The organism is Agrobacterium sp. O3.4 (assembly GCF_041414895.1).
Taxonomy (GTDB): domain Bacteria; phylum Pseudomonadota; class Alphaproteobacteria; order Rhizobiales; family Rhizobiaceae; genus Agrobacterium; species Agrobacterium cucumeris.
The window spans coordinates 1-16,550 of record NZ_JALPZP010000006.1; the positions used below are offsets into that span (position 1 = coordinate 1).

Here is a 16,550-nt window from a genome sequence, read left to right on the forward strand (position 1 = left end):
CATAAATCCGGATTTGGCCATGATGCGCAAATCATCCAACGCAGAAGAAAGACGCCGTGACCGCCGAACCTTTGCAGATACTCAAGACCATCTACGGCTATGATACATTCCGCCGACGCCAGGGCGAATTGGGTTCCGTACTTGAGCCGTGTCTTCGAGGATTGCTCTAATTAGACCCAGACCGCGCGCCGGGTCTTATTTGAACATGCGGCATTTCTTAGGTATGGGATCGCCCTGGAAGGGGTGGCCTGCGAGGCTATCATTCAGGACGCTGAGATGCCGGACACGTGGCAGAATGGCTGCCGGAGCATACGTGGATTGTGTGAGAAGCCGCAGCATGCAGTCTAAAGCCCGCCCTGAACCTGCAGGAACTGCAACACCCTGTCGACCCCGTCTCCGCGTTTCATGTCAGAGAAAACGAAGGGCAATGCTGCGCGCATGCGCAGTGCATCCTTGTTCATGACATCAAGATCGACACCGACATGAGGCGCGAGGTCCATCTTGTTGATAACCAGAAGATCGGACCGGGTGATGCCAGGTCCGCCCTTGCGAGGGATTTCCTCACCCTGGCAGACCGAGATAACATAGATCGTCAGGTCTGCGAGATCCGGTGAAAATGTTGCGGCGAGGTTGTCTCCGCCAGATTCGATAAACACCACGTCAAGATCCGGAAAGCGGCCATTGAGGTCTGCTATGGCCTGAAGATTGATCGAGGCGTCCTCACGGATTGCCGTATGCGGGCATCCGCCGGTTTCCACGCCGACGATGCGGTCGGATGACAAGGCCTGCATGCGAACCAGTGCCTCGGCGTCTTCCTTCGTGTAGATATCATTCGTGACGACGGCGACCGAATAATGGTCGCGCATGGCCTTGCATAATTTTTCGGTCAAAGCCGTTTTGCCCGAGCCTACGGGACCACCGATGCCGACACGCAGGGGACCATTCTTCGACGTCATCGCAACCTCCAACGTTGGAGCGCGGGAAAAATCCCATCACCCGGATAATAGTGTTTTCGCATGGAAAAACCACGCTTATTACGGATTTCGATACAGCAGGCATGAGAGCAGTTAGAGGAACTGCAGCGCATATCGGCCCAGAATCTGCCGCAGGGTCTTTCAGACAAGGTGCAACCTTTCACCGGGGGACGTGCGACGTCATGACCAGTGCGCAGGTGAGCAGGTCGCTATTCTCATGTCAATCCACACAATTCTGGCTGCCGAGAATTCACGTCGGTCTGCAGAAACCGAAATGAAATCTGAAATGACCACACCGCGCCTTCTCGCATGTGATGCGTAAATCGTCCCCGAAATTGGCGCTGCGTCCCTAATATATCCATGATTTACGCCCCGTTGTTGACATCGTCCCGTAGACCCAAACTATTCCCTGAGCGTCTCACTAGTGGAGGAAACAAGATGCGCCCCGCAACATGGTCTGCGTTTGCTCTCGCTGCTTGCCTTATCTTGCCTGTATCGGTACCGGCTCCAGCCTATGCCGTGTCGATCAACATTCATGTCGGTTCCAATCTCAATTTTGGCCGCGCGATAACGTGCAGGCAGGGTCAACAGCTCATTCAGAACCGTGGCTTCCGAAATGTCCGCCGCGTCGATTGCAGGGGCCGGACATTCGTCTATCACGCCAGGCGAGGCAGCGGAGATTTCGAAATTTCGCTCAGTTCCCGCACTGGACGCGTGATGGAGATACGACGGCTTCGTCGGTAGTAATCCAAGGCGGTATTCGGGGCTGATGGTCCGTTGGGTTGCTGCGAATGTATCTCCCTGGATTATCGATGCGTTCCTGCCGAGACAGTGAAAAAGACCCGACAGTCATGTCTGGCTGCCGCTGTCAGGCACGTCGTCTGTTTTATCTCGCCCGGAAGGTGCGCCAAGAACCACTGCTATCCAGCGGGTTCCGGCGAACTGTGCGCAGAACGTGATGATCGCAATCGTGATCGGCACGCCGATGAATGCGCCGAACACACCCCATATTGATGACCAGAAAAACACCGAGAACAACACCAGGAAAGGCGACATCGCCAGCGCATATCCTGCAACACGCGGCTCTATATAACTTCCGATCGCGAATTGTATCACGTTCAGGCCGGCGAAAATAAAGATCGCGGCCTCCGGCGATCCAAACTGCGCCAGAGCGTAGGCACTCGGCAGAAGCGTCGCAATGAACGGCCCCATAAAGGGAATGTAGTTCAGCGCAAACGCAATGACGCCCCATTCTGTGGCAAAGCGCAATCCGAAGACCGCCGACAACACCCAGACCATAATGCCAGTCGCAAGGCTCATCAGCGTGCGTACAAACATGTAGCGTCGGAGCTTGGCCGCGGTCTGCATAGCACCACCAATGACGGCATCCGCCGTGTCTTTTGCCAATGCCCTTCGGATATTGCGCGCCACGGCGTCGGTATCGAGGAGCCCGAGCAATACATAGACGACGACAACGATCCAGAAGGAAATCGTCGTATTCAGCCGGGCTGTCACGCCCTGCAGCATTCGAAGCAGCCAACCGACGTTAAAATGTTCGGCCCACAGCCCGGCGACAACGATGCCATGTCCTTCCAGCCACGTCACAAGATTGCTGTAAAGCATCTGGAAGCGGGGGGCGTCGCTGACGACGGAGCGACCGATACGGCCGAAACCCCATGCACTAACGGATGCAAGCGCTGTGAAGACACAGATGATTATCCCGACCACAATCGCCAGTGCCAGAAGTCTTGGAAGGCGGGTCTGGAGAGTCTTCTGAACCGGCCACACAAGGGCAATCACAAGAAGTGCACCGGCGATCGGTGCAAACACCGCAGCGGCGATCTGCAGCGCAGATATAAACGCGATCGTTGCGATCAGAAAAACAGGGCCGACCAGCGTTGGGTTACTCATAAAGTCGATGTCCCTTCCTGGAGAGGATCGCCAAGGGCTGCGACCTGCGGTGCAGGGCATTCAGGCATAGTTGCAAAAATCCGAGTTGGAACAATCGGTTCACTGTCCCAAAACCATGCGTTCCGTCTCAAATCGATCATGCGACTAGAACGGCCAGATCAGCGGAACCATGAAAACGGCGATCAGGAAGAAAAACACCATGAGCGGCGTCCCAAGCTTCCAGTAATCGCCGAACCGGTAGCCGCCTGGTCCCATCACCATCATGTTGGTTGTCGTGGCAATCGGCGTCATGAACGACGCGGAACCGGCAACACAGAGGCTCATGAGAACCGGCTGCGGATCAATTTGCATGGCAGATGCAGCCGCCATTGCGATTGGAATGACAAGCATGGTTGTAGCCGTATTGCTCATCACCTGCCCAAGAGAGGCCGTGAGCACAAATAAACCGGCAACGAGCGCCGTCGGACCGGCCGAGCCGATTGCCGAGACAAGCTCATCGGCCACGAAAGCTGCCGTACCCGATTGCATCATGGCGGTCGAAATCGGCATCATCGCCCCCACGAGCATTACCGTCGTCCAGTGAACGGCGCGATAGGATTGCTCGGGCGTAATTACGCCCGACGCGACCAGAACACATGCGCACAGAATGCCCGCAACCGCGGGCGGCACGATATTGGTCGCCAGCATCACGACAAGGCCGATCAGTGCCACCACCGCAACCTTTGCTCCCGGCCCCATTGGAACGGCCTGCCGGCGAACGAGGTCGGGTGAATCGACAACCAGCACATCGGGATCGTTGAGGCGCAGGTCGAGCGCTTCCCAACTGCCTTCGAGAAGAATGGTGTCACCTGCCTCCAGCGTCGGGTTGGCGTAATCGATTTCCTCGCCCCTTCGATGCACCGCCAAAACGATCAGATCACCACTTTCCGTCGCAACGCCTGGAAACATCGGGCGCCCTATGAGGCCGGAGCGTGGCGGAACCATCACCTCTGCCAGGCCGGAGCGCCGGTTGAAGGCCGAATTTCCACCCTCTACAGGCGCGTCCTCGCGAATGGCAAGGTGAAGCCGTGCGGCTGCTTCCGCAACAGCCTGTGCGGTGCCTCGAACGAGCAGATAGTCATCCGGTGTGATACTCCTGCTGCGAGCAGGTAAACCAGAGGCAAGTGCCTGAACGGCCATGACCTGTATCTCGCTTCCACCGCCCAGATCGACGTTGTCCGCCATTACTCCGACCAGTGGAGAACTGTCGCGGATCCTCAATCGGAAGAGCCCGTCCCGCAGACCGTAGTGTTCGACAAGCGTCTGGGCATGGCGGCTGAAGTCGGCGGGCAGCCGGACATTGCTTTTATGTGGAAGCAGGTATCTTCCGACCAGGAGTACGATCAGGATTGTTCCGGCGAGAAGCGGCACGCCGATATAGGCAAATTCAATGAAGCCGAACCCCTCTCGCCCGGAATCTTCCAAAGCCTCGGAGACGAGGAAATTCTTGGGCGAACCAGTCAGAAGCAGATTGGCCCCGGAGTGAGCCGCAAAAGCGAGCGGCATCAGCAATTGTGCTGGCGATTGACCGAGGCGAACAGCCGCCAGCACGGCAACGGGCATCATCGCTGCAACAGCCCCGCTTCCGCTGACGAGCGACGTCAGGCAACCGACGGCGAGCATGAGAATAAGCAGGAGCCTGGTGCGATTGTTTCCGCCAGCCTGAGCGATCAGCATTTGTCCGCACCATGCCGTCACGCCGGTTCGTTCAAGGGCAGCGCTGATGATGAAGAGACTGGCGATAAAGAGAACGGCACGATCCCCGAAACCCGCAAAGGCCTGTTCCAAGGTGACAAGCCCTGCGGCCCAGAGCGAAAGTGTCGCCGCGAAAGCAACAGCAATAACCGGCAGCCTGTTCCATGCGAAAAGAGCGATTGTCGCAAAGATTATCAGACCGGTGCTCTGGATTGGCGACAAACAAAATCTCCCTGCTCGCAGCGCCGGCCTCGTTCACGCCCGCCTTCAGTGCCGAGTTGCGGGACATCACGTGACCGGATCTCTCTGCCGGGCAAGGTCACCTCGCTACGCTAGCAACTGCGGCAACATTAATGATGAGCGACAAATCCCAAAATTGGGCTGATCGTCCCATTTTCAGCGCCGCATCGAGGGCTTCGCAAAGCAGAATTGGAAAATCTAGGGGGTCGTGGCCATGTCGAATATCAGGATCGGAGCGGTCACCGCAAAGGTTGCGACAGCACCAAGGGCATCAATTGTCGTTGCCGGACCTGCGACGTCGACATCCGAGATTTTCTGGCCTCGCAGCAGTCGATCGCCGATCAAGCGGACGGCCTCGGGCCGGGTGGCATAGAGCGCGTGGTTGGTACGATCTCCCGAACTCAGCGCGCTGAGATCAAGAACGGTCACGCCGGAAAGATCAGCCAAGGCTCGCCGGTAGTCTTCCTGCGATGGATCGATCCCCCCGAGACGGGCACCGCCACGCGCGATAAACTGCGAAAGCCGAAGGGCCCGGTCTGTCTGCGCCGCGAAAATGGTGATCTGCGGACGCATCGCCCCCATGTCTTCGACCTGCCGCCGGAAGACGCCGACGTCGAGATCCGGAGATGCAAGGATGAGGTTGGAGATTTTACGCGGGACACCGTGTCGTTGAAGAGCAACCTGTCTGACCGCTTCAACCGCAAGCCAGGCACCCATCGAATGGGCCAGCACGACAACTTCATCGATGGATTTGCTATCTATGGCGGCTTGCAACAGGTTCGCCAGATCCGATCGCGAATAGGACGCGTTGTCAAAGTCGCGCTTGTAGTCCAGAAACTGCCCGCGAGATGGCCAGGAAAAAAGGATCGGCACGGCGTCTGCATCCGTATCGTGCACAAGTTGTGCGAAGCGGAAAACGGAGCGGTCAAACGTTGTTCTGAAACCATGCACATAGACGAAAGCCTTGCGCCGGTGTGGCCCCCGGAATGCAGCCGCAACATCCTCAGTTTTGATCGAGGTCACCGATGTCGCGACAAAATTGCGATCCGGATTTCCCGGCGGCCGCCGGGGGAGTTCAAGTGTACCGGGTTTTCGATTGCGAGGGACTGAAACGACGATCCTGCTATAGGAAACCGAGGCGCCGCGATCACCGCCGAACAATACGCCGGGATCTTTGACCGGCTCCCGCGTTGTTGCGGCAATAAGAGTAATCTGATCGGCGTTCGCGACAGGCGACGTTACGGTCAGCAATCCCGTTCGTGGTGCACAGGCCACCAGACAGGCAGAAAAAACAGCAACCAAGAATATGCTTCGCCTGCGCATTTTTACCTCAGTGAGCCGAAGCGCTGGTGCATTACCTTCCGGCACACTCAAAGCCACTGAGCGACCGGCGGCATACTAACTCAGCTCAAACCGGTCGTCACATGGGATCAACGGCTTACCACGAAAAATCGCCCTTGTTCCGCCAGTCCGGGACGGGTTGCGTAGATTCGGGACTGTGATCCCATGACTTATCGCGGCCTCCGGCTCATCCTGATCATCGAGGTTCAGGCGTGCTGGCGTCAGGCAGCCGTATTGAAAACCGTATCAAGTCGGGTTTGTCAAAGGGAAGCAGGATTGAGCCCGGTAGCCCTCGTTGCAATCATCATCGTTGCCGCAATAGTTTTGTTCATCTCGAACAGGGTACCGGCCGTTGTCGTCGCCATGCTGACTTGCCTGTCCCTGTGGGCGACAGGCCTGCTCAGTCTTGACCAGACCCTTGCCGGCTTCGGTGATCCCGCTGTCATTTTTATAGCAACGCTTTTCGTCGTCAGCTCCGCGCTTGAGCTCACCGGCGTCACGGTCTGGATGGGCAAGCGGTTATTGTGGGATGCCGGGAAAAAAAGCCGCAGCCGGTTCTTCCTTGTCATGATGAGCCTGGTTGCCATGCTGACGGCACTGACCGGTATCTATGGAGCGGTGGCGGCCTTTTTACCTGTCGTTGTCGTCACTTCGGTTCGGCTTGGACAAAAAACGTCCCAATTCCTTCTCCCGCTCGTCTTCGCCGCCCATGCGGGGTCGATGTTGACGTTGACCGGCACCCCGGTAAACGTTCTTGTCTCCGACGCGAGTATCGACGCCGGCGCTGAAGGTTTCGCATTCTTCGAATTTGCTCTTGTCGGGCTACCCCTTCTCGCTGGCAGCATGCTGATCATCATCCTGTTCGGCGAACGACTGTTACCGCAACGAAACGGTCCTTCGATCCCTTCGGATTTCAGCCGTCATGCACGGACGTTGGTGGAACAATACGGGATTGGAGCAAATCTCCACCGCCTGCGTGTTCGCTCCACCTCGCCCTGCATGGGCAAGGCTGTCTCGACGGTCGACATGGCCCCCTATGTCGGCGCCCGGCTGGTGGCGGTGCATGAGGGTGACACCGCCCAGCCGATAAGACGGCCGCATATCGGGGAAAACGATCATCTCCTTTTGAGCGGAAATCCCGACGTGATCGCAAAATTCGCCGTGGACCTGCATTTGTCGTTTCGGGAACACGAGGAAAACTCGGACGATATCCTTTTCAATCACCAGTCCGGACTGGCGGAAGTTGCTATCCCGCCGCGATCGCAACTGATCGGCCAGACAGTCTTTCCCGGCATGGTTACCGAAAGTGGTGATCTTATCATTCTTGCCGTCCAGAAGGCGGGCAAGTCTGTCGATGGCCTCAGTGCCAACGGCGATGCAGGCGCGACCTCGCTGGAGGCCGGAGATACGATGCTACTGCAGGGAACATGGAAAGCACTTGATGTACGCCTGAACGACCCGGACGTGCTCATCGTCAGTTCGCCCGAACTCGTTCGCAGGCAGGCTGTCCCCATGGGGGCCGCTGCCAGGCAAACAGTCGCAATCCTGGCCGCCATGATCGTTCTGCTTGTAACCGGTATCGTTCCTCCAGCCGTCGCCGGCATTCTCGCGGCAGGCGCGATCGTTCTTTCCGGTATCCTGACACCAGAACAATGCTTCAGGGCTATAGGATGGAGCACTGTCATTCTCATAGCAGCAATGAAGCCGCTTGCTGCAGTCATGATTGAGACGGGCGCTGCACCGCTGATCTCGAGGCAACTTGCCAATCTGGTTGGAGACATCAGCCCGACGGGACTTCTGGCTGGCCTGTTCCTGCTGACCGCAATACTTGGACAGTTGATCAGCAACACGGCAACCGCCCTGATCATGGTTCCGATTGGGATCGCAGCAGCGACGGGCATGGGCATCTCACCGCGTCCTGTTCTGATGAGCATCGCAATTGCAACTGCGGCAGCGTTCCTGACGCCGATAGCATCACCCGCCAACGCAATGGTCATGGGGCCTGGCGGTTATCGCTTTCGTGAATACTGGAGGCTTGGTCTGCCGCTGTTCGTCTGGTTCTTCATCGTTTCAGTCTTCGTCGTCCCACTCTTCTGGTCTTTCTAGGCTGAGGGACTGGTGGCGTCATTACCTTGCACTGGTCGAAATCCGCGATCGAATTTCGCGCTGCTCATGAAGGATGGTCATATACAAACGTACACTCTGAAAATTCCGGAGTAACGGCATGCTGGCGTCAGGACACACGAAAGCCACGACGTATCTTGTCATGCTGATGTGGCTCGTTCTTCATGGAGAAACGGCAACCGCAAAACCGCTTCGCAATGGTTCGGGGTGCGTCGTCCTCGTGCATGGCCTCGCCCGCGGCGCCGGTTCTTTCTGGCTGATCGATAAGGCGCTGAGCCGGCAGGGCTATCAAGTGGTAAGCGCCGAATATCCCTCAACGACAGCAAAGGTTTCAGAACTGGTGGGCTACATAGGCCTCGCGGTAGAACGCTGCAGCGCACAACCCGTGCATTTCGTCACACACTCACTCGGCGGCATTCTCATTCGTTACTGGCTGGCACAAAGGCCAGCCTTCGAATCTCTTGGCAGGGTGGTGATGCTTGCCCCGCCCAACCACGGCTCCGAGATCGTCGATGTGTTCGGCGATTTTCCGCCTTTCGACTGGATCAACGGTCCGGCCGGACAGGAGCTCGGCACCGGAGCGGGTGCAATCTCGCGTATTCTCCCATCACCTGATTATCCGGTCGGGATTATTGCCGGTGACCTTTCCATCAATCCGCTGTTCAACTCGATTTTACCCGGCCCAAACGATGGGAAGGTGACGGTTGAATCCACCCGGCTCAGTGGCGCGGCAGATCATCTCGTCGTGCACGCAACGCACACCTTCATGACCTACAATCCAATCGTCGTCATGGAGACGATCGGTTTCCTGGAAAGAGGATCGTTCCGGCACGGACTGTCATTCATCACCGCGTCGCAGGAACTAGGATCGATCTTTGAATGAAACAGGCGTAGTCCCGCTGCCATATTTGCTGCTTTGCAACACGTTTGCCGCGAAGCGGAAGTTTTTGCATCTTTTCTTTACAGACCTTGAATTGTAATAATAACATTCACTTGCGCTTAACCTTCGGCACACGGTCAACATTGTGCTTCGTTAAAAATCGGCTTCCTATCACGATGCACCAGCGCAGCGTCGATGCTGGTTACTTCATGTTTTTTCACTCTGGGTTCAAGGAGAGATATCATGAATGCACGGGTAGAATGTGGGCAGATGTCATCCGCCGAATTTGTGGATGATCCGCTGAGAAGCACGGTAGAATGTGACACGGCCGGCGTCAGCGCGCTTGAACGCTTCGAGTTTTTCCGGAACTGGCATTCGGATATCATCGATGTCGGCCTTGCGGAGGGAGAAACCGCCACCTTTGAAGCCAGCGAGAAAATCTGGCAGATCGCCGATATTGCGTTTGCCGTAATCGATACCTCCCCCGGCCATCTGCTCCGCTGGGAGCACAAGAAAAAGCCAGCTGTCGACAATTGGGTTGTGACAGTCAGAAACAGTGAGGCATCCGGCCCGAAGGACGGATCACCACGGCGACGGCTTCGCATGGCCAATCTTGCCGCGCCGGGTGACTTCGAGAGCAAAGGACGGCTGATTGCACTGTTCTTTCCCTACGGCGCGGTTGACGCACCTCTCCACCCGGAGATCGCTGAAAATTCTGTCGAATTTCTTGCCGATTATCTCATCCTGCTCCATCAAAATCTTGTTCACCTCAAACAAAGCAGTGTCTCCAGGGTCGCCGAAGCCACCACCCACATGCTGGCAGCCGTGCTTTTGCCATCGCACGAAAAACTCGTTCAGGCACAGGCGCCAATCGACGCCGTGGTTACGACCCGAGCCATTCGCGCGATAGGCATCCAGATTGCTGATCCGGATCTGAGCCCCGAGCATCTTTGCAAAAGCGTTGGCGTCTCTCGTTCACGCCTTTACCGGATTTTTGAGCCGGCTGGAGGAATCTCCAACTACATTCGCCGCAAACGCCTGTTGGAAACATATCGCGCGCTCGCAGATACGACCAACGTGAACTCCATTTCACAAATTGCCGAGAATGTCGGGTTTACGGACCCATCCAGCTATAGCCGTATGTTCAAACGCGAGTTCGGACTTTCACCGAAAGAAGTCAGAGCTCTTGGTTGGCAGGGAATCCGCCATCCACTGGCCTTTAGCTGCAACCACATGGATACCGGCGCCGCCACGTTGAACACCTTGCTCATCAGCAATGCGCTTGGCTTGTCGGACGCCAGCGCGTGAAAAAATCGCAGTTTGCATGCTTCGGGCGCCGCCGAACGAGAAAGGGACATCCTGCACATAATTGGGATTAACTGCATATATTCAAATTCACTAATGTGAATAAAGTCGGCCATAACGTTTGTCCTCGACCATCCAATTCCAGCCCTTAAGCTTTTGCTTGAGTTCAGTTTTTATATAACGGTTGTCCTCAAGAGTTGTGTCCGGCCTTTTGTTGCTGGTGAGGTGGCCTTCTGGCAGGCTCGTAAAAAACATGCGGCTTTCTGGATATCTCCCGGTTGCGATCGGCCTTACGCGCTCAAACAGTAGAGTGCCCCTAATGCAGCACCACGCTGATATTGCCGAAGAGAACGATGGCCAGGCCCGCCTGAACAGCATCATTGACATCGATACCCGCGAAGCGCCGCCTGCCGAACAGTTCGATCTCTATCGGTCCTGGAACTCAAATCTGGGTGATGTCACGTTATTACGGGAAAAATTCGAGGCATTTGCGGTGCGCCAGAGGGTATGGCAACTGGGCAACCTCGCGCTGCTGTCACTGGAATATCCCCGCACCGGCTATCGGCGGAGATGGAATAACAAGAAAGTGCCGGTCTTCGACCACTGGGTGTTAAGTATTCCGCTGACCCTGTTGCCGGACGGCCTGCTGAACCACAGTGGGCAATTCCACTGGCATTGCCTTTCTTCGCCATACGAGGCGGAAGGCGAAGATGACGGGACGATTGCTCTCATCCTGCCGCGTGATTTTGCGTTCTCGCAGCCCTATGATCTCGCTATCCGGCCAGAAATGTCCGCGCTGATTATCGACTACATCCAGCTGCTGCATCATTCGCTCCCCGGTCGTGTGGAGCGGGATGCCGAACATATGGCCGTCGCGACAACCTCCTTGCTGTCGGCCTGCATCACGCCGACACGCGACCGTGTGTTCGAAGCGGATGGACCAATCAATGCCGTGATCATGATGCGCGCGAAAAAACTTATCGCCACACAGCTGGCAATGCGCGACCTTTCTCCCGAAAAATTGTGCCGCGACCTCAATGTCTCACGGTCCAGGCTCTATCGGATTTTCGAGACCAGTGGCGGTATTTCCAACTACATCCGCCGCCAGCGTCTTTTACGGACCAGGGACATTCTGACCAATGAAAATGACAGGCGGTCCATCTCCGTAATCGCCGAAGAGTGGGGGTTTACAGACCCATCGACGTATAGCCGCACGTTTCGACGTGAGTTTGGTGTCACACCCAAGGAGGCACGCGAAGCAGGACGGCTTCGCCCAAAACGGTCGTCGTTTCTGTCCGCAGAACCCTATGGAGAAGAAGGGCCGCCTCTTTACGCTATGTGGGCAAACTGCCGTGTTCCACAATATCAATGGTCGTCGGTGTGAGAGGTTACAGCAAGCAATCGAAGGTCACCGGTCAAACAGTCTTGTGCAGTTTATCCCGGTCTTGTGCACAGTATCCCTATTTAGCTAAATGGCTGCAAAATCCGTACTTTAACAGGATTTTTCGCTTCCCGACCCGCGCTTTACAGAAATATGCTCTGGCTGCCGACCTCGGAGCAGGACGATAGCAAGCACGCTCGCATTTGCCGTATCTGCCCTGGCCACTAACGCTTTCCGGAGGGTAACGCATGGGAATTACCGACAGGTTTTCTAAAGTTCTCCTCGCCTCCATGATCGCGGCCTCAGTTGGCATGACGGTTCCGGCACGTGCGCAGGACGCGCCCAAAGTCGCAACGATGAAGGTCGCCGTGGATGATGTTTCTCCGGAATACGAGTTTGTGGGACGCATTGAGGCATTGAATGCCGTCGACATCCGCTCGAGGATAGATGGCTTCATTGATGCAAGGTCATTCGAAGAGGGGGCCGAAGTCGAAGAAGGCCAGGAACTTTTCAGAATTGACAGCCGGGCTCTTGAGATCGCGCTTTCCGATGCGCGAGCCAATCTTACCCGCGCAAATGCGACCCTTCTCGATGCCGAACGGCAGCTTGCGCGCAATCAATCCCTGAACCAGAGCGTCGCGCGCGCAACCGTGGAACAGAGCGAAACGGCACGTGACACTGCGTCAGCAAGTGCGCAGTCGGCAGAAGCGGCCGTGAAGCAAGCCGAGCTCAATCTCAGCTACAGCCATATTACCTCGCCCCTGAAGGGACGGATTGGAACAGCTGCGTTTTCCGTCGGCAGTTACGTGACGCCGTCATCAGCGGCGCTGGCGCGTGTCGTTCAGCTTGACCCCGTCCGGGTGGTTTTTTCCGTCAGCGATCGTGCATTGCTGGATTTGCGCGAAGCGGCAGGCGGGGCGAGCAAGGATGAACTTGCCCTTCGCTATCATACGCGCCTGAGGCTCTCCAATGGCCAGATCTATCCCCAGACTGTACCGGTCACGTTCCTCGGCAGCGAAGTCGATGAGGGAACAGGGACGCTGCCGATCCGCTCCGTTTTCCCCAACAGCGATTTCCTGCTGATCCCCGGTCAGTTCGTAACGGTGGTCGTCTCGGAAAACACACGGTTGGAGCGCCCGACTGTGCCGCTTGGCGCCGTACAGCAGGACCGGGAAGGACGTTACGTCATGTTGGTGACGGCGGATAAAAAGGCCACTCAACGCCGGATCACCGTGTCCGAGCAACGAAACGGAGCCTGGATCGTCGAGAGTGGTCTGGAGGGAGGTGAAGACGTCATCATTGAAGGTCTCCAGAACGTCACTGAAGGGTCCGTTGTCGACATCATCGCAGACAAGACGTCATCTCAGCCAGTGGTGCCAAAATGAACATTTCCGCCCCATTCATTGGCCGCCCACGTTTCGCGATGGTCATCGCAGTCGTGATGCTCATCGCTGGCACCGTAGCGCTTCTTCAGATCCCGGTGGCCCAGTTTCCGCAGATCACACCACCTGAAGTCCAGGTGACAGCCAGCTATCCCGGCGCCAGTGCGACCGTGATGACGGACAGCGTTGGCGCTCCGATCGAAGAGCAGGTCAACGGGGTAGAGGGCATGATGTACATGTCTTCGTCGAGCACCGATAACGGTACCTATTCTCTTACTGTGACCTTCGAGGCCGGCACTGATCCGGCTATTGCCCAGGTCAATGTCCAGAACCGCCTTGCACTGGCAACGCCCCGCCTACCCGCTGCCGTCACACAGGCCGGCGTGACGGTTCGGAGTCGCTCGTCAAGCATGCTGCTCGGTTTGGCGATCTATTCACCGAAGGGAACGCAAAGCGAAGTCTTCATCAGCAACTATGCGACGGTAAACATTCGCGATGCCCTTGCCCGGCTCCCCGGGGTCGGCGAAGCGAGTGTCTTCGGCCCGACCTACAGCATGCGTATATGGATGATGCCTGACCGGATGGAGGCACTCGGTATCACCGCTGCGGATCTCACCGCTGCGATCCGAGCGCAGAATGCCCAGGCATCCGCTGGCCAGATCGGCTCGCCACCGGCAATGTCCGGACAGCAGATGCAGCTTACCGTCATGGCGCGGGGACGCCTCGCCAACGAGGCGGAATTCGGCGATATCATCGTTCGCAGCAACCGTGATGGCGGCGTTGTCCGGCTCCGCGACGTCGCGCGCGTGGAACTTGGCGCCCAGTCATATGATACGGCCTCGACCCTCAATGGTCATCCAAGCGCGACCGTCGTCGTCTATCAGTCATCGGATGCCAATGCACTTGCGGTATCGAATGCAGTGCTCGGCGAACTCGAGAGACTGTCAACGCAGTTCCCCGATGACGTTGCCTATACGATGGTTTTCGACACGACGTCCTTCGTGCGGGAAACCATCCGCGAAATCTTCGTAACGCTCGCGATTACCTTCGTCCTCGTGGTAGCCGTCGTGTTCGCCTTCCTCCAGGATTGGCGTGCAACGCTGATCCCGACGCTGACGATCCCGGTTTCGCTGATCGGCGGGTTCGCCGTCCTCTACGTTCTTGGTTATTCTGCCAACACGATCACGCTTTTCGCAGTCATTCTGGCAATCAGTCTCGTCGTGGACGACGCCATCATCGTCGTTGAAAACGTCCAGCGACTTATGACGGAACGGGCGATAGACATTCGTGCGGCAACGCTTGCGACCATGGAGCAGGTCACTGGTCCGATCGTTGCGACCACGCTCGTTCTCGCTGCGCTTTTCGTTCCGGTCGCATTTCTGGCGGGGATCACGGGGGAACTCTACCGTCAGTTCGCCGTGACGATCCTCGTGACGGTCCTTTTTTCAACAATCAATGCGCTGACATTGAGCCCGGCTCTTTGCGTGCTCATTCTCAGGCCCGGCCGGGAACACAAGACCGGACTGTTCGGCAAGTTGAACAATGGCCTGGACTCCTCGCGTCGGTTTTATCTGAAGATGTTTTCGCTGTTCGCGCGACGTTTTGTGCTCGCAGGCGTGCTGTTTGCCGCAGTCCTGTTCGGCATTTTTGGTTTCTACCGAATGCTTCCGACCGGTTTTGTTCCTGCCGAGGACCAGGGATACCTGTTCATGAACGTGCAGCTTCCCAATGCTGCATCCCTCGAGCGCACCCAGCAGACAATCACGCAGGTAAGTGCGCTGCTGCAGCAAACGCCGGGGATTGCCAACACGATCGGTATTGCCGGTGTCAGCATGGTTGGTGGTGGTGGTTCAAACAGCGGAATGATCATCTCCGCACTGAAGCCATGGAGTGAACGTGGATCCGACCAGAGCGCATTTGCGTTGATCAACCGGCTCCGCCCACAGCTCGCGGCCATTTCCACGGCTTCAATCGTGCCCTTCAATCCCCCGGCAATTCCCGGTCTTGGCACGACAGGCGGCTTTGACTTCCGCCTGCAGGCCCAGGCGGGCCAGAGCCAGCAGGAACTGGCCGAGGTCATGCGAAATCTCATTATGCAGGCGAACCGGACACCGGGACTTGCCGGCGTTTTCAGTACCTTCTCCGCTGGGGTGCCGCAGCTTTATCTCGATATCGACCGGAAGCGGGCCGAGCTCTATGGTGTTTCGCCCGCTGCGATTTTCGCGACGTTGCAGGCTCATCTGGGGTCAACATATGTTGACGATTTCAACATTTTCTCGCGTGTGTATCAGGTCCGGCTGCAGGACGAGGCAGCCTATCGCCAACGTATCGATGACATCCAGCGTCTGAGGGTTCGCAGTCAGTCGGGGGAACTTGTTCCGCTCCAGAGCATGCTTTCCATCTCGACGGTCTACGGGCCGAGCTCGGTCAATCGTTATAATCTGTTCTCATCAGCCTCGATCAACGGCCAGGCAGCAGCAGGCACAAGCACCGGGCAAGCCCTGACAATCATGGGTGGACTGGCAAACGAGGCACTGCCTGCCGGTTTCGGGTTCGAGTGGACGGGTCTGGCGCTTCAGGAGCAGCAATCGGGGAACGAGACGGTCATTATCCTCATCATGGGCATCGTCTTCACCTATCTTTTCCTCGTCGCGCAATATGAAAGCTGGAGCGTCCCGGTTGCCGTGATGTTGTCAGTTGCGGTCGCAGTGGTCGGCGCTCTCGGCGCCCTCGTCGTCGGTGGCATCGATCTCAACATCTACGCCCAGATCGGCCTGCTGCTGCTGATCGGGCTTGCGGCAAAAAATGCGATCCTGATCGTGGAATTCGCCAAGGAACGCCGTGAAGAGGGCATGAGCATTTTCGATGCGGCGTCCGAGGGCACATCCCAGCGCTTCAGACCTGTCCTGATGACGGCACTCGCCTCCATTCTTGGCGTTGTTCCGCTGGTCATCGCAACCGGTGCCGGTGCAGGCAGTCGCCAGGCAATCGGCTCCACGGTGCTCGGCGGCCTGCTGCTCGGTACCGTGCTCGGGCTTGTCGTCATTCCCGTACTTTACCTGGTTGTCCAGGCCGGCCGGGAAAGGCTGAAGGAACGGCTCTTCGGGGTCAAACCGGATCCTGTTACCGAGGTAGCCAGCGAATAGCCGGGAGGTTCCGAGGCTTCAGCCAGACAATAACGGCGCCCTGTGGCGCCGTTTTGTGTCTTGTCCGAGGAGCATGATGGTCGGTGGAAAGCACTGCGGCACAAATCCTGTCCTTCGGCAGGCCGCCGAAAA

10 protein-coding genes are annotated in these 16,550 nt (G+C 57.1%); 6 read left to right on the forward strand and 4 right to left on the reverse strand.

Annotated elements, in window-relative coordinates:
* Nucleotides 1–344 precede the first annotated feature (344 nt).
* The 4 genes from ureG to M0412_RS21550 all read right to left on the reverse strand — a co-directional run bounded on the left by ureG (nt 345) and on the right by M0412_RS21550 (nt 6,161).
* Nucleotides 345–956 (reverse strand): urease accessory protein UreG, encoded by a 612-nt coding sequence (gene ureG, locus M0412_RS21535; protein ID WP_269702265.1) that lies wholly within the window; start codon nt 954–956, stop codon nt 345–347.
* Between the two features lie 867 nt (nt 957–1,823).
* On the reverse strand, nt 1,824–2,885 hold the full coding sequence (locus M0412_RS21540) for an AI-2E family transporter (protein WP_269702649.1): 1,062 nt from the start codon (nt 2,883–2,885) through the stop codon (nt 1,824–1,826).
* A 144-nt stretch (nt 2,886–3,029) separates the two neighbouring features.
* Nucleotides 3,030–4,841 (reverse strand): SLC13 family permease, encoded by a 1,812-nt coding sequence (locus M0412_RS21545; RefSeq protein ID WP_269702268.1) that lies wholly within the window; start codon nt 4,839–4,841, stop codon nt 3,030–3,032.
* Nucleotides 4,842–5,057: 216 nt separating this feature from the next.
* Nucleotides 5,058–6,161: an alpha/beta hydrolase gene (locus M0412_RS21550; RefSeq protein WP_283159208.1), complete on the reverse strand. Its 1,104-nt coding sequence runs from the start codon at nt 6,159–6,161 to the stop codon at nt 5,058–5,060.
* A 315-nt stretch (nt 6,162–6,476) separates the two neighbouring features.
* On the opposite strand from M0412_RS21550, the gene M0412_RS21555 reads away from it, so the two are divergent.
* The 6 genes from M0412_RS21555 (at nt 6,477) to M0412_RS21580 (ending at nt 16,418) form a co-directional block, all read left to right on the forward strand.
* Complete coding sequence (locus M0412_RS21555) at nt 6,477–8,306, forward strand: SLC13 family permease (RefSeq protein ID WP_269702272.1); 1,830 nt, start codon at nt 6,477–6,479, stop codon at nt 8,304–8,306.
* A 160-nt stretch (nt 8,307–8,466) separates the two neighbouring features.
* Complete coding sequence (locus M0412_RS21560; RefSeq protein WP_237681452.1) at nt 8,467–9,207, forward strand: alpha/beta fold hydrolase; 741 nt, start codon at nt 8,467–8,469, stop codon at nt 9,205–9,207.
* 240 nt (nt 9,208–9,447) lie between these two features.
* Nucleotides 9,448–10,512 carry an AraC family transcriptional regulator gene (locus tag M0412_RS21565; protein ID WP_269702275.1) on the forward strand — a complete coding sequence of 355 codons (1,065 nt, stop codon included), beginning with the start codon at nt 9,448–9,450 and terminating at the stop codon, nt 10,510–10,512.
* Nucleotides 10,513–10,828: 316 nt separating this feature from the next.
* Nucleotides 10,829–11,893, forward strand: coding sequence for a helix-turn-helix domain-containing protein (locus M0412_RS21570; RefSeq protein ID WP_269702277.1), 1,065 nt, complete (start codon nt 10,829–10,831; stop codon nt 11,891–11,893).
* A gap of 245 nt (nt 11,894–12,138) precedes the next feature.
* Nucleotides 12,139–13,275: an efflux RND transporter periplasmic adaptor subunit gene (locus M0412_RS21575; RefSeq protein ID WP_269702279.1), complete on the forward strand. Its 1,137-nt coding sequence runs from the start codon at nt 12,139–12,141 to the stop codon at nt 13,273–13,275.
* Complete coding sequence (locus tag M0412_RS21580; protein ID WP_269702281.1) at nt 13,272–16,418, forward strand: efflux RND transporter permease subunit; 3,147 nt, start codon at nt 13,272–13,274, stop codon at nt 16,416–16,418. The genes M0412_RS21575 and M0412_RS21580 overlap by 4 nt, the downstream gene beginning before the upstream one ends.
* Nucleotides 16,419–16,550: the final 132 nt, after the last annotated feature.